The sequence below is a fragment of the Devosia algicola genome (genome assembly GCF_028816455.1).
GTDB classification, from domain to species: domain Bacteria; phylum Pseudomonadota; class Alphaproteobacteria; order Rhizobiales; family Devosiaceae; genus Devosia; species Devosia algicola.
Window position 1 is genome coordinate 1,980,695 of record NZ_CP118246.1, and the last position, 14,866, is coordinate 1,995,560.

Annotated in this window: 12 protein-coding genes; 7 read left to right on the forward strand and 5 right to left on the reverse strand. The window is 56.0% G+C overall.

The genetic code is table 11. From position 1 onward, the window contains the following. The first annotated feature begins 13 nt into the window (after positions 1-13). The gene (locus tag PSQ19_RS10500) at positions 14-1,594 is read left to right on the forward strand and encodes a peptide ABC transporter substrate-binding protein (RefSeq protein WP_282217687.1); all 1,581 of its coding nucleotides are present in this window, start codon (positions 14-16) and stop codon (positions 1,592-1,594) included. 45 nt (positions 1,595-1,639) lie between these two features. On the opposite strand, the gene PSQ19_RS10505 is transcribed toward PSQ19_RS10500, so the two are convergent. The 5 genes from PSQ19_RS10505 to PSQ19_RS10525 form a co-directional block, all read right to left on the reverse strand. Continuing rightward, a complete protein-coding gene (locus PSQ19_RS10505) occupies positions 1,640-2,719 on the reverse strand; it encodes an ABC transporter ATP-binding protein (protein ID WP_282217688.1) in 1,080 nt (359 codons plus the stop codon). 36 nt (positions 2,720-2,755) lie between these two features. Then, positions 2,756-3,802, reverse strand: a complete 1,047-nt coding sequence (locus PSQ19_RS10510; protein ID WP_282217689.1) for a mannonate dehydratase — start codon at positions 3,800-3,802, stop codon at positions 2,756-2,758. Positions 3,803-3,848: 46 nt separating this feature from the next. Continuing rightward, positions 3,849-4,739: a carbohydrate ABC transporter permease gene (locus PSQ19_RS10515; RefSeq protein WP_282217690.1), complete on the reverse strand. Its 891-nt coding sequence runs from the start codon at positions 4,737-4,739 to the stop codon at positions 3,849-3,851. Further along, on the reverse strand, positions 4,739-5,659 hold the full coding sequence (locus PSQ19_RS10520) for a carbohydrate ABC transporter permease (RefSeq protein WP_282217691.1): 921 nt from the start codon (positions 5,657-5,659) through the stop codon (positions 4,739-4,741). The genes PSQ19_RS10515 and PSQ19_RS10520 overlap by 1 nt, the downstream gene beginning before the upstream one ends. A gap of 70 nt (positions 5,660-5,729) precedes the next feature. Then, positions 5,730-7,073, reverse strand: coding sequence for an ABC transporter substrate-binding protein (locus PSQ19_RS10525; RefSeq protein ID WP_282217692.1), 1,344 nt, complete (start codon positions 7,071-7,073; stop codon positions 5,730-5,732). 252 nt (positions 7,074-7,325) lie between these two features. Here PSQ19_RS10525 and PSQ19_RS10530 point away from each other — a divergent pair, with 252 nt between their 5' ends. From PSQ19_RS10530 to PSQ19_RS10555, 6 genes are all read left to right on the forward strand, one after another. Continuing rightward, complete coding sequence (locus tag PSQ19_RS10530) at positions 7,326-7,976, forward strand: GntR family transcriptional regulator (protein ID WP_282217693.1); 651 nt, start codon at positions 7,326-7,328, stop codon at positions 7,974-7,976. Positions 7,977-8,303: 327 nt separating this feature from the next. Beyond that, the gene (locus PSQ19_RS10535) at positions 8,304-10,151 is read left to right on the forward strand and encodes an RICIN domain-containing protein (RefSeq protein ID WP_282217694.1); all 1,848 of its coding nucleotides are present in this window, start codon (positions 8,304-8,306) and stop codon (positions 10,149-10,151) included. Further along, the gene (locus PSQ19_RS10540; RefSeq protein ID WP_282217695.1) at positions 10,144-10,884 is read left to right on the forward strand and encodes a hypothetical protein; all 741 of its coding nucleotides are present in this window, start codon (positions 10,144-10,146) and stop codon (positions 10,882-10,884) included. The genes PSQ19_RS10535 and PSQ19_RS10540 overlap by 8 nt, the downstream gene beginning before the upstream one ends. 254 nt (positions 10,885-11,138) lie before the next feature. Beyond that, the gene (locus PSQ19_RS10545) at positions 11,139-12,317 is read left to right on the forward strand and encodes a hypothetical protein (protein WP_282217696.1); all 1,179 of its coding nucleotides are present in this window, start codon (positions 11,139-11,141) and stop codon (positions 12,315-12,317) included. 62 nt (positions 12,318-12,379) lie between these two features. After that, positions 12,380-12,631 carry a hypothetical protein gene (locus PSQ19_RS10550; protein ID WP_282217697.1) on the forward strand — a complete coding sequence of 84 codons (252 nt, stop codon included), beginning with the start codon at positions 12,380-12,382 and terminating at the stop codon, positions 12,629-12,631. Continuing rightward, positions 12,582-14,780, forward strand: coding sequence for a hypothetical protein (locus tag PSQ19_RS10555; RefSeq protein ID WP_282217698.1), 2,199 nt, complete (start codon positions 12,582-12,584; stop codon positions 14,778-14,780). The genes PSQ19_RS10550 and PSQ19_RS10555 overlap by 50 nt, the downstream gene beginning before the upstream one ends. Positions 14,781-14,866 lie beyond the last annotated feature (86 nt).

A 14,866-nucleotide genomic window follows, 5' to 3' on the forward strand; every position in this document is an offset into this window, starting at 1 on the left:
ACAGGAGAAAAGCATGCACAAACTGATATTGCCACTGCTGACGGCCACACTGCTGGCCAGCACCGGCGCGGTTCTGGCCGCGGGTGAACTGACCTATGTTGTCAACAATGAATCGGCAAAGTACGACCCCGGCACGACCGCCGAAACCTTTGCCGCCCCAATCATTGGCAACACATTTGAAGGTCTTGTTCGGTTCGACAAGGACGGCGAAGTTATTCCGGCGCTGGCAGAAAGCTGGGAGGTCAGCGAGGACGGCCTGAATTACACATTCCATTTGCGCGACGCAAAATGGTCGGACGGCAAGCCCGTGACCGCGGGTGATTTCGTCTATGCATGGGATCGGGTGCTTGATCCCGCGACCGGCGCCATGAATTCAGCGATGCTTTATCCTATTGTTGGCGCCGAGGAACATTATGCGGCCGCCGGCAAGGGCGATATCGCCATTAGCGCGCCCGACGACAAGACGCTTGAATTCACCCTCAAGGCGCGCGTCCCCTATATGATGCAATTATTGACCTACACGACGTTCTTTCCCGTGCGCAAAGACGTCATAGAGGCCGATCCGGAAGGCTGGACACGTGATCCGGCCACATTCATTGGTACCGGTCCGTTCCGCGTGACCGAATTCAATACTGGCAAATCGGTCGTTTTTGAAAAGAACCCGAATTACTATGACGCTGACGCCGTTAGCCTCGACAAGCTGACCTTTCGGCTAATCCCCGACCCCGCCACAGCTTTGGCGGCTATGGAAGCGGGTCAGGTCGATGGCATTGAATCGGTACCAGCACCGGAAATTCCACGCCTCTCGGTGGAAAGCGATGCCTTTATGGTGGTGCCAGCATTGGGCACAACCTATGCGTTTTTCAATCCGCACCAGGCGCCTCTTGACGATGTACGCGTTCGCAAAGCGTTGTCGATGGCGATCGATCGCGAGGAAATTGTTGAATTCGTGCTGCAGTCCGCCGATGTGCCCGCCATCGCTCTGGTACCATACGGCATCAATATCAATGGCGAGGACTTCCGCGACGGGACCGACAACTTTGGCCTTGAAACCACGGCGCAACCTGAAGCAGCCAAGGCGCTTCTGGCCGATGCTGGCTACCCCGATGGCGAGGGCTTCCCTGATACGGTGTTCGTCACCTATTCCTCCCCACCCATCGAGAAGTTGCTCGAAGCCATCCAGCAGATGTGGAAGAAGAACCTCAATATTGACGTCAAGATCCAAGCCACCGAGTGGCAGGTCTTCTACCCCGAAGTGCAAAAGGTCGAATACCAGATTGCCCAGATGGGTTGGGGTGCGGACTATCCACACCCAATGACGTTCCTCGACAATTTCGTCACCGGTAGCCCCAACAATCTGGCCAACTGGTCCAACCCCGACTACGACGCCGCCATCGCCGCCGCGAAGGCAACCGGCGATGAGGCCGAGTCACTCGCCGAGATGCGCAAGGCCGAGGCAATCATGATGAATGACCATGTGATCCTGCCCGAATATCATCGGAACAACTACATGATGATGAGCCCGAAAGTGACAGGGTTCTGGCGCTCGACACTGAACGTGCCCTATTTCCGTGATGCATCCATCGCCGAATAGCCAGACTTGATTTCTGGCCGTCGCGACACCTCGCGGCGGCTTTTTTCAACTTAATCGCTGCCCGTTTTCCGCGTCGAAATAGTGCAAACGCTCGAAATTGAACGCGAACTGCGCTTCGTCCCCCATCGCCACCTCAAACCGGTCACGCACTGCCACCACGATCTCGGTCGAACCGATCCGGCTCGAAATCAATGTTTCAGCGCCGGTTGGCTCAGTTACGACGACTTTGCTGGTAAAACTGTTGACGGTGCCTGCGTCGACCAGACTGATATGTTCGGGACGAACGCCCAATACCAGTTTGTCACGACGCTTGGCGGGCACTGATCCGTCCAGAGGCAATCGGGCGCCCCCCTCACTGACAAATTCGAACTTACCCGCCTCTTCCGCAACGCTGCCAGTGATCAAATTCATCGCGGGCGACCCCATGAAGCTGGCGACAAAGACGTTGGAAGGGCTGTCATAAAGTTCGAGCGGACGCCCCACCTGCTCGACGATACCGGCACGCATGACCACGATGCGATCGGCCATCGTCATCGCTTCGATCTGGTCGTGGGTCACATAAACCGTTGTTGTCTTCAACCGGTGCTGAAGTTCCTTGATTTCCGCCCGCATGGCGACACGCAATTTGGCGTCTAGATTGGACAGTGGTTCATCAAACAAAAACACCTTCGGATCCCGCACGATAGCGCGTCCCATGGCAACGCGTTGCCGCTGCCCGCCCGACAATTGTGCGGGCTTCCGCCCCAGCAGGGGCGTCAGGTCCAAAACTTCGGCAGCCTCATTTACGCGACGCTCGATTTCCTGCTGCGGTCGTTTTGCCAGCTTGAGCGCGTAGCCCATATTGTCCGCAACATTCTTGTGCGGATATAGCGCATAGCTTTGAAACACCATGGCGATATCGCGATCGCGCGGTGCCAGATCATTGACGATCCGATCACCAATCGAAATCTCGCCACCTGTAATGGGCTCCAGCCCCGCAATCATCCGCAACAAGGTCGACTTGCCACAACCGGAGGGCCCAACCAAGGTAACAAATTCACCGTCTTCGATATCGATCGAGACCCCATGGATAACCGGCACTTTGCCATAGGACTTGCGCACATTGTTCAGATTAAGTTTTGCCATGGTGTCCTGTCTTGGTCGTAAAAATCGGCCTGCCGCTCACGCCGCCTTGAGATATTCCGCCATGCGAATGAGACCCTGCATATAGCCGATGGCATGCGCGCGGCCTCGATGGTTCCAGGGGGTATCGCCGTCCATCTGGGGCACGTGGTCATCCAGCAAAAACCCGTCAAATCCGTGCTTGGCCAGCAAGATCATAACCTCACCGGGATCATAATTTCCCTCGCCGATGAAGCATTCGATGAAGTCGGGTACGGTGCCCTGCACATCACGAAAATGAACATAGAATATCCGACCTTTTGGCGCGAAATATTCGATCATCTGGCGGACAGCGTCCTTCCCGCCGGTCATTTCAGAACAACATCCCAGACACAGATCCAACCCCCAGGCCGGGCTGCCCTTGCTGATCTCCAACGCCCGCATAAAGCCTTCGGGCCGATAGAACAATCGCGCCACGCCGCCCAGCATCGGCACCGGAGGATCGTCCGGGTGCAGCGCCAGCTTGACCCCCGCCGCTTCGGCGATCGGCAGTACAGCATCCATGAAATAGGTATAATTGCCCCACATCTGCTCTTCTGAAATTTCCGTCCCGCCATCGAGAATGAGCGGCATCGCCGACTGATGGCCGAGCGAGGTCGGCAGGAACTTGCGGAGCTCCTCAGCGTCTTTTGCCTGCTCAACATCGCTCATGCGAAACTGCGTATTGCCAGCGCCACCGCGACCGGGGGCAGATCGATCCGTCCGCCAAACAGAATTGGGCATGAAGTGATAGCCAAGGACCGGAATACCGGCTGCCCCGACGTTTTTAATGGTCGCACAATAGTTTTCGATCTGCTCGTCCCGACCAGGCAGGCCAAGCATGGCCTTGTTATAAAAGTGCACCGGCACATTTTCGATGGCTTCAAGCTTGAGGCCGGCTGCTTCTGTCTTGGTGACCAAGCCACGCAGATCGTCTGCCTCCCATCGCGCCTCGCCGGGTAGTTTTGGCGTATTCATTTGAATGCCGCCAACGCCGATTTGAGCGGCAAAACGCAGCTTTTCTTCGGTCAGTTCATTAAACTGCCCCACAGCAATACGAATATTCATCAACTTTGGTCCTCTTGAGATTGTCGAGATCGATAACGGTTCCTGATCATCCTTTTACCGACCCAGCGGTCAGCCCCTGCACCATGAAATGCTGGGCGATGAAATAAAGGACCATGAGTGGTACCGACGAAATAACAGCCCCCGCCATCAGCGGGCCCCACGGCAGCACATCACTGGTGATCAGGTAATTGAGCGCCAGCGGCGCGGTCCGTTCCGTTTCAGAAGTTACCAGCACCAGTGCCAGCAACAATTCGTTCCACGCACCAGTGAACGTAAAGATCGACACCGCTGCAATCCCTGGCGCCGAGAGCGGCAGTACGATGCGCAGCAGAGCGCCAAGGCGACTTAATCCATCTATCATCCCCTGCTCTTCCAACTCTCGCGGCACACCCCTGAAATATCCCTGCAGCAGCCAGGTACTAAGTGGCAGTGAAAACGTCAGATAGACCAAAATCAGCCCGTGAAGGGAGTTGCCAAGCTGTAGCCGCGCCATCAGGATCGATAAGGGAATGAACAGCAGAGAAGTGGGCGTCAGATAGGCAAACAGGATGATCCGGCCGATAACCCCCTTGAACCGATATCGGAACCGAACCATCGAATAGGCGGCAAATGACGAGATCAATACCGAAATGACAGTCACGACCGTCGATACCAGCAGACTGTTCAATATCGGCCTCAAAAACCCCTTGTCGGCGATCAGGATGCGATAGTTTTCAAGCGTGAATACCTGCGGCCAAAGTGATGGCGTGCGGTAGATTTCGCGCGGCAGCTTCAGAGAAATGCTGATCATCCAGTACATCGGGAAGACGATGAGCACTACCGCCAAGACCAGAATGCCATAGGTCAGGACCCGACCGAGCATGAACTTGGACCGCTCATCTAGAACGGAGCCCGACTTTTTTGTCTCTGGAACCGGATCTGCTTGGCTGGCGCTCATCAGTCTTCGTCCTTTTGCATCAGCGACGTCGCCACGATCACCAGAATGGCCAGCACAGGTAGCATCGCGACCGAGACTGCTGCCGCCTCCCCTATTCGCTGTGTCTGCATGCCGAAATAGGCCAGCACCGGAAACACCATTGTCGCGTCCGATGGACCACCCTGGGTCAACAACCAGACATGTTCAAAGGCATTTGCAGTCCAGATAGAGGACAGCAAAGTAGTGATGATAACGACCTGTTTGATCCCTGGAAAAGTAACCATCCAGAAGCGCTCCCAAGCATTGGCGCCATCAACCCGCGCCGCCTCGTAAAGGTCTTTGGGAATGGATTGCAGCGCTGCGAGAATGCTGATGAACCAGAACGGAAATCCGCGCCAGATCGACGCCAGAATGACCGATGGCATGGCGGTCTGGCGCTGGCCGAGCCAATCTATCACATGAGGATAAATGCCAGTCTGGGTCAGGATCAGGTTCAACCCGCCACCAATTGGCTGGTACAGAACACGCCAGGTCAGAAAGGCAACAAAAGCCGGCATTGCCCAGGGCAGGATCAGCAGCGAACGCAACAGACCGCGTCCAGGAATGTTCTGGTTGACCAGTAGCGCCAACCCCAGTCCGATCAAGAGCTTGAAGACGTCGGTCACCACGACAATGGTGATGGTGTTCCATATGGCGCTGGAAAATGTCGCTGTCTGGAACAGATACTGGAAGTTGGCAAATCCAATCCAGTTGCCGACACTGCCGATAACACGATCTGTAAACGCGACATAGATCGCGAATAGAAACGGATAGGCCACTAGCCCCAGGATCAGCAGCACGACCGGTGTCACTAGAATATAGGCAAATATCTGTATGCGGCGATGCGCATTGAGCCACGTCATGCCCGGTCGTTGGGGCTGAGTCTCTTGAACTTCCGACATCCAATCCGCACCTCAAGTCAGTGCTGACGGCGCACAAATGCGCCGTCAGATGAATAATTGTCAGTAGGGATCAATATTTGTCGTAGATCGCCTGCGCCTGGGATTGGGCCTCGTCCATCGCACGGTCAAAATCCCATCCGTCAATAACGACGCGCTGGGCCATTTTGGGCACGATGAAGTTTGACGACGCATCAGCATAGGCCGCGTTGTAGACGTCAGGATAGCCAGGCGCCGTGCCGTTCTCGACCAGGTTCAGCAATCCGGCATGAATGGGGTCCTCCCCATTGAACGCCTCGGCGTTAGCACTGTCCTTGAGAACTGGGCCATAGATGGCCAAGGCATAATACGCATCAAGAAACTCAGGTTGAGAGAGATACTCGAGCAGCGCCTTTGCCGCCTCCTGATTGGTGCTCGTTGCCGGTATCGCGCGAACCTGCGGGGTCATTGGCGAAACGGTGCCCATTGGACCGGCTGGAAGTGCAGAATAGGCGGTGTCGTCATAGAGTTCTGGGTCCTGACTTTTGGCCGCAATGCCCACCGATCCGGTATTGGCGATAAACGCTGCCTGGCCAGATAGATATGCCTGATTGTCGCCTGCCCCGTCCCAAGTGGCATTGCCAGGAGGAAACAGTCCCTTGTCCCAAGCATTTTTCAGCCACGTCAGATAGGCACGCGTCTCTTCCGACTTGATCGTGACCTTGGTGCCTGTATCGTCGGCCATGCGTCCGCCATAAGATTGCAGCACCGACAATTGCACATTGGCATCGCCAACATTGGACAACGCCAGGCCGAGCCCTGATACAGGCATGGCATTTACAGCCTCAGCCTGCTCCACTAATTCGTCCCATGTCGTGGGCGCGCTGGAAAAACCGGCAGGTTCCAGCAAATCTGTCCGCCGCAACAGCAAATTGCCCGACGCGCCGAATGGCAATCCTGTCCGCCCGCCTGCAACATCGGTCGTGTCCGTTGCCAGATCAATGGCATCGTACCAGCCACCATGTGCATCGCCGACCGATTTATAGAGATCGTCAATATTGATGAAAATGCCTTGTCGCGACATTAGCAGCAAAAGGTCAACGCTTAGGTCGAGCGCATCGGGTAACGTGTTGGATTCAACCGCCGCAGACACTTTCTGAATGGTCTCATTCTGGTTGATCATGACCACTTCGGTTTCGACGCCATTGTCAGCGCCCCACTGGTTGATCGTGTCGACCAGCAGTTTGTTCGCTTCATCGGCGAAAATCAGTCCACCCCAATAGGTTAGCTTACTACCATCAAACGGCTTGTCCTGCGCCATCGCGGGACTAAAAGCGCTGATGCCCGTTGTGAGCGCCATTGCACTCACTGCAACACCCAACACTTGGCGCCGCGACCAATTCTTCCACTTCAAGTCAGTTTTATACTCTGCACTCATCAACCTGCTCCTCCCGTTGCGCGTTCCGACGCTCCATGCGTGCGCTGCGTTGGGACGGACACATTGTGCGCCGTCCGGCAGTCTCATCCACGCATATCGTCACTTAATCCACAAATAAATATATTTATTCTGGATTATGATAGCTATCATCATCATTAAAATACCCCTGTCAACTGCCGGACGCGACGTTGTCCAGCGTGACATTTGGTCGAACCGGCCCTACAAGTGCCACGAGTATTAGGAGACAAGATATTGCACGGCGGCCTGGAAAACACTGGATATATCGGTTTTTTTGAAGCACTGGTGGATGGCAGACTCAAGCTTGGTCAAACCATAACCCAGGTTGAACTGTGCGATGTGCTTGGCCTGACATTGTCGCGTATGCGCGATGTTGCCGTGCTGCTTGAGGCCGAAGGCATGATCAAGGTTCAAAAGCGGCGCGGCGTGACCATTTTCTATCCCGACGTCAACTTTGTAGGTGGCACTTTTCAGTTTCGGGAAGTGTTGGAAACCGAGGGTCTCCGGCGGTTCGTCGAAATGGTCACCAACGAGTGGATCGACCGCACGACCAGGGCGCACGAAACCATGATCGAATTCGTCCGCACAAACAACGACGCCCGCATTTATGCTACGCCCGTGCGTTTGCTGGAGAACGACTTTCACCACAGCTTTATCCACGCTTTTGGCAACGACCAGATCCTGATCAACTACCGCCGCAACTCGCAAAAAACCTATCTATTACGATTACTGAACCCCGACGCGGTTGGTCCGGGCAACACCATAAAATCGCTGTCCGAACATGTTCGTGTTGTGGAAGCGCTACGGGACCGCAACGAAGCTGAAGCCGTCGACGCGCTCCAGCGTCACATCCGGAGTGTTTTACACCGGGTGCTCACGCATTAGACACCGGGCACAAGCCCAAGCCGACCGTGATCTGGGCTACAGCAGCGCTCTTGCCGATTAGTCATTGTCCAGCAGTAAATCAGAACTGTTTGACCCTCTGATCGAAATGTCCAGTCGAACCACCACGCATACACTATATGGACAATCCGATGGTGCCGACATACTGACGGTTCGTATGGATACTGGAATAGATCGACTACACCGCCAAATTATCTATTTCAAAACGCTCGACTCTGAAGTTATCACGGCGTAGCTTCGATCATCCGGGCCCAGTAATTTAGGGCGTGCACCTATGACTTTGGCATTGCTATTGACGAGGACACACAGATGGTTGCCCCAAAACCCGCCTTTTTGCAGTCGGTGTCGGCGCCGATTTTAGTAGCCTCAGCATTGGCGATATCGCAAATCGCGCCAGCATCCGCCGCCAACATTTCCCAACTATTATCGCCTAGTAATCTTCGACCCAGCGCAGCATCGCCGGCGCTTTTGACCTCAAAGGTTGGTGCGACGACAGCCCGTTTATTGGTCGCTCAAAATGCCCAGCAGCCGACGCTGACCGTAGATAATACGACAGGGTACCCTGTCGACGTGCTTTACACAGATCAGGGCGGAAATTACGTCCTCTACCAGACCATGCAGACCGGCACTCGACTTTTGTTGCAGGGTCAAACCAACTTTGTCTGGTATTTTGGTATCGGCAACAGTGCGATTATTGGCAATCGCCAGATGAGCGCAGATCCCGCCCAATATTTGCTTCTCGATGAAAATATCCTGGCCCAAGCGGGTATCGGCGGAGCACCGGCTCAAGCAGCCCAACCCCCGCAACCAGCGCCCGCTCAGCAACAGGCAATCGAGCCCCAGATTACCATCGACAACACCACCGGTGTTGACGTTGACGTGCTCTATGTCGACCAGTCAGGCAACTTCGTGCCCTATCAGCTATTGGCCAGTGGCAATCGCTTGATATTACCGAGCCAGGCGGGGTTTATTTGGTATTTCGGCGTCGGCGGGCAGACCATCGTCGCCCAATACCAAACGACCCAGCAGCCCGATCAGTATTTCGTGCTGGATGAAAATCTTGTCAGCGCCGCCCTGCAAACGGCACCGACAGCGCCCGCCGCACAGACAAACGCCGTCCAGCAGGCTCAACAGGCCCAACAGGCGCAGTTGCAACGACCATTACCGACGGCGCCGGCTGTCTCCGACCCTACAATGTTACCGGCTGGTCCACGCGCGGATGTACCAATTCCCCAATCGACCAATCAAGGCCAGGCTCTGGTACCCTTCCGGCCCGATTGGGTGCGCGACACCTGGGAACTGGGTCAAAAGGACATGCGTCTCATCTCCACGCTCAAATCCGGCAGGTCATTATTTACCGATCAGAATGGGCAGGTAGGTGCGAGCGGACTGGACACCGCAACCAGCGCGGCAAATTGGTATCTTGAGCCGACGGGCAACAGGGGCGAGTACCTATTCCGCAGCGCCCGTGAAACCAAAAAATATTTGTACATTGATCCCGATTCTGTAAGCGGATCGCCCGTTCTGTTTGGCGAGACAGATTTGAATGCGCCAACGGCTCACTGGCGCGTCAGCGACGCCGATATCGGCGCAAATCTTATCGTCAACGTGGCGCGACCAGACCTGATGATGTTTGAAAATAATGGCACCGTGGAAATGCGACCCACTAAAACCGCTCGGGCAGCGACGGTCAACGACATCTGGTATGTGGACACCGTGGCCGACTGGCTGAGCCTTCGCGGCATAGTATCGGCGCTCGGCGAGAACATCGAACAGGCCGAACAGGATTATGCCGCGCTGCAAGCGCAGCATGATGCTGAACAGGCGGCGAGCGAGGAGGCAGACCGCATTGCCTTGCTGGCCCATCCCTATTCGGCAACAGACCCTAATGATCCCGGCTATTTCTGGGTTCACCCCGCCCAGGGTCCGGTCGATGCGAGCAATCCGGCGGGCAAGGGCATCACCTACACTTTCGATCGGGTCAGCATGCCGGACATCATGCAGACACTTCTCGATTTCGATACCAGCCGCACACAAAGCGTACATCTCAATTTCAAACCCGAAATATATGCCTTCGTGAATAACGGCGTCGCCTATGTGCGCATGAAAACCGGGGGCGTGACCGGGATTGAGCCTACAGTCGAATGGTATGCCTAGTTCCAGTTGGACCGACACCGAGCGATCCTCAACCGACGGCACATATTTCCTCGCCGCTGCAACCATGCAGTCATGGCTACAGTTCGGGACTGTTGAAAGATGGTGGCCGGTCAATGCCAATACCTCAACAAGTTCCGGATCGAACTCAGACTCGACCACGGGGCTGAACCTGTCACTTGGCGAATTTGGCGGCGATTATTCAAAGAGCGAGGGCTCATCTCTCGATCGGCAAATCGATGACTATCAGGTCACGGGTGTATCCGATCGTGGTGGCGCGAAATATGATTGGCAAGGTTGCGGTCTCGCTGAAACGACTGCGGTCGTCGACTACTGCCTCTATCGCTCGCCAATTGATCTTTACGACGATGACACCGTTGCATTGAAAGCGATCAAGCCGATTGCGACCTCCATGACATTGATGCAGACCGATACATTGTTCAAACTCGGCCCAGTCGAAAATCTGCCCGACAAACTCAATCTGACGACCTATATTGGTGCCAATCTTGGCGCGGTTGCCATTCGGCCGAAGTCCGAGGAGGAACTGCGACGCCAAAGCATGCCATTTGGCAGCGCGGAAGGCTTCAAGCTGTTTTATTCCGCTGAGGCGTGGGAACGAATGTTTGAGTCCAGTGATACCACGATTTCCCGTGCCTCGACCGAAGTGGTTGAGTCAACACAGACGCGCGGCTTCCAGTTCGTGATTGAACTCGATATTTCACAACTGAAGTCTTAGTCACCGACGTGCATATCCCGAACCTTGAAATGCAAAGGGGACGAAAATGTTTAGGTCAGTTTCCCGGACGGCAGCAAAAGCCCGAACGGCACTGCTTGGAACCAGTATGGTGGCGGCATTCATGTTCGTGCCAGCTAGTGCCACCCCTGCCCACGCGTCGCTTGATGGGTTGTATAATCCCGGGCAACAAGGGTTCAATCACACAAGGCCAACTGACGACCACGTTGTACGATTGGCAGCAGGCACTACGCCACTTGAGCCTAGCACGCCGTCGCAGCCGAGGGGATGACAACAGTAGCTCCAGCGGCTCCAACAACGCCAACCAGGGCACGAACAATAACCAGAACGGTAGCCCTTATGGCGCCATTCCCAATGGCAACGGACTTGGCAGCCAACCAGGCAATGCTTCACTTTTGAACAACAACAGCCAGCAGGCGCCTGCGGTCAACCGCATATATGATCGTGTGCCGGATCTGAACAATGGCGCCGACCAAGGTGGCGGCAACGGGATCTATGATCGCATACCCGCGCCAGCAAACAATTATGGCACCCAGTCCAGCACTTATTCAACGCTTGACAGCAATGCGAGTTTTTTGAACGCGCCGCCTCCCGACCCGACTCCGACCAACGTCTTGCTCAACGGCAATGGCAACTACGGACAGTTGCCGCCACCCGCGCCTGGTCAACCCGGATATAACGCAAATGCAGCGCCGCCGAGCAACTATGCCGTTCTGCCTGCGCCAGCAAATCAATATGGCGCGGCACCCCCCGCCGCACAGCCTTATGGAACGGTCGGCGGAACACAGAATTTTACAAATCTCGGCTCGCCCACTGGCGGTTACGGGCGCGTGCCCTTGCAACAAAGTGTGACGGTTAGCAATGCGCCAAGGCCAAGTTTGAGACGTGGATATGGACAAACCAACCTTGTGCCATCCGCCCCGAGACCGCAGCGCGAACAGATTTATGGCGCCGCCCCGATACTGCAACAGCCACAGCGACGGCAGATTTACGGCTCTGCGCCTGTGCTGCAGCCAAATGGCGCGGCGAGCCCCGGTACCTCCATCTATGGCGCATTGCCTGTGCTGCAAAATGGCAATATTAATGGTGCCGCCGCCAACTACGGCGTTGCCCCGCCGCCTGCTGCGACGCAAAATGGACAATATGGCGCTGTCCCCTCGGGAAACCAGGGTCCCATCTATGGCGCCATTCCGACAGGAAACCCGAATGGAACGCGAGCGTTTGGCCAGCTCCAATCCGATACACAACTGATTCAACCCCAGTACCGGTTCGGTGATGCCTTGCCCGGCGGTGGTGTCTTCCTGCCGCCTCCACCGGCTGCCATCCCGATCAATCAAAATAGCCAAGTCAACTCTCAACCGGCGGCCGTGGGCACGTATCCATTACCGCCACCACTGGTGGGCCAGCAAAATTGACATCGCACCCGGGCGCTCGCAACATCATGATGTTGAGCGCTCGCGCGCCAATCGGCTGAACGATGACTGAATCTGATGACCCAGTTTCTCAAAACCAATCCAATATGATCGGGCGTATGATGAACATTCCAAAATTCACCAAATGCTTGGCAACCGGTGCCGTGTTTGCATTGGCATTGACCAGCGTCAGTCAGGCCCAGGTTGGCACTGTTTCATGGCTCAAGAACGGAGAGGCATTGAACGCCTCGCTCCATGGCCTTGGTAGTGACCAGTTGGATCGGTTTCTGGCCTGGTGTCAGCCTGAGCCTGCCTGAGCAAATATCTGCCGAGTTCTACGGCGACCTGTCGGGCATAGCGATGAACGAAACAGTGTCCATACGCGTGCAGGGCGCGTCGGGCACCGCCGTGGTCAGCGCGCAAAAAATTGACAGGAGCCGGGCGCCGGGCATGTTCGTGCGAACATCTGCAAGCGACCCCGCGTGGAAGATCCTTGCCGGGAGCAATCATATCGTAATATCCGCCAAGGGCGCGGTGCTTGCAGTATTGAGCAATGTAGACACCGTTGCGGCGACCAGCTTCCTGGCCGACTGCACACCCGCTGCAGGCCATACCGCACAGGCTGTTGTGCCCACTGCTCCACCGGACCGGGACACTCAACCCGCCCAAGCCAACGCATTGGTCAATAACGACGCCCCGGCACAGGATCAGGGCAAATTGATCGGAGTCGCGAACGATCAGGATTCATTGTTTGTTCAAGGTCTCGCTGTTGGAGCGGGGTTAGCTGGTGCGGCAGTTATTGCCAATGAAGTGGTTGATCAATTATTCACTGAAGCACCGGCACCAGGCGCCAATGCCGTTGGAGAACAGGGTATGCTTGGCGTCGACATTATTTCGGTGCGGGCCAACGATACCACTTTCGGCTTTGGTGGCGACGAGGTCTTCTTGCTGTTCAGCAATGGTGCCCGTTTTCCCAATGATCCAGGCGCAGCACAGGACATAAATCGGGGCGAAGAATGGGCTCCAAATGCCCATGTCGACGGATATGGGGCCGTCTCAGTGGACCTGCGCGAATGGGACTCCATCGGGGCCAGTGACCTGATTGGAAATATCGCCATCAATGCCAGCCAGGGAACCGGGCGCTTCACCCAGACGCTGACCGGCGATGGTGCGAATTACCTGGTGACCTATGACGTGCGCGTCGCCCGAGGCGCGGCCGATGTCGGGCAACCCGCAGCGCCGGCACCTTCGCCCGCGACCAGTCGCGTCTGGTCAAATGGCGGCGCATACGAAACCGTTACTGCACTCGATTGCCGTGATGATTGCGAGGAAGACATCGGCATTATTTTCATGTGTACGGGCTTGGGGCTTCCGGCCTCGGTTGATATCCCCTGGGTCAGCACCGAACAGGGGCCCGCGGGTCGCACCGGACCGATCACGTTCAATGTCGACGGTCAGAGGTTTCAATATACCGCCCATATCGGCAACTACGGATTGGTTGGCCACATTCCCAGTTTCACCGTTAATCCAGACGACCCCTTTGTTGGGGCTCTTCAGGCCGGCGCCAATGCACGCGTGTCATTTGATGGTGCCGAGGCCAATATTGGTCTGAAAGGCTCGCGTTCAGCGCTCGATATATTCAAAGCCCACTGCGGCTGGAACAACATCGCCGATGACAGTCCCGTCTCTGCTCAGCCCGCCGAATCGAACCCGATCTGGTTTGCCGGACAATACACTGACGGATCGGGTCGTTTGGTCCACTCTCTGACCTATGGCATTCCTGAAACCGATGCGATCGGGTTCAGTGCGTTGTGCCTTCCCGGTAGCGATCGGATCGAGGCCGTTATGAGTGTTGATTTCGGAAATTTACAAAATGGTGCCCAGACCTCTGCCTATGTGCAGGCATTGGGCCAGACATTTCAGTATTCCGGACAAGTGCTCATTCAGAGTGAGGAATCGGCGGGGGTGTTGATCCGCACATCTCCGAATGATCCCATGTGGCAGGCACTCTCGAGCGCACGACCCTCTGCCACGTTCGGCATGATTGGTGGTGGACGGTTGGTCGGCTCAAGCCAGGGTGCGACCGACGCGATTGGAAAATTTCTGCCGGCGTGCCAATCGGCGGCGCCCTCAAACCAACTTAATCCTGCTTTGACTAATCAGTCGCCACGTCAGCGTCCCGCCAACCAGAGTGGTTCAAACCAACCCCCATCCGGCCAGACGCCGACCGGACAATCGACTGACTTTACGTGCAATGACGGGACAACCATGCGCGTCGCTGTCGCGCAGGCGGGACCCGGCACGGTGGCCAGCGTCAGTCGGAATGGTGGGGCAGCATTTCAATTGGATAGCGCGCCCGCCCCATTTGGCGAACGCTATACCGATGGCACCGCCAACCTGACCATTAACGCGGGAAACCTGGCGCTGTCGGCGCCCGGCATTGCGGTGTCTTGCCGCGCCAACTAGTGGGTGGCGTTCGATTTAGTGAAAATCCCGGCTCGGGAACAGGCGTTTGGCTTGTTCCCGTGGATGTCGGGCACTGGCGGGGTAGC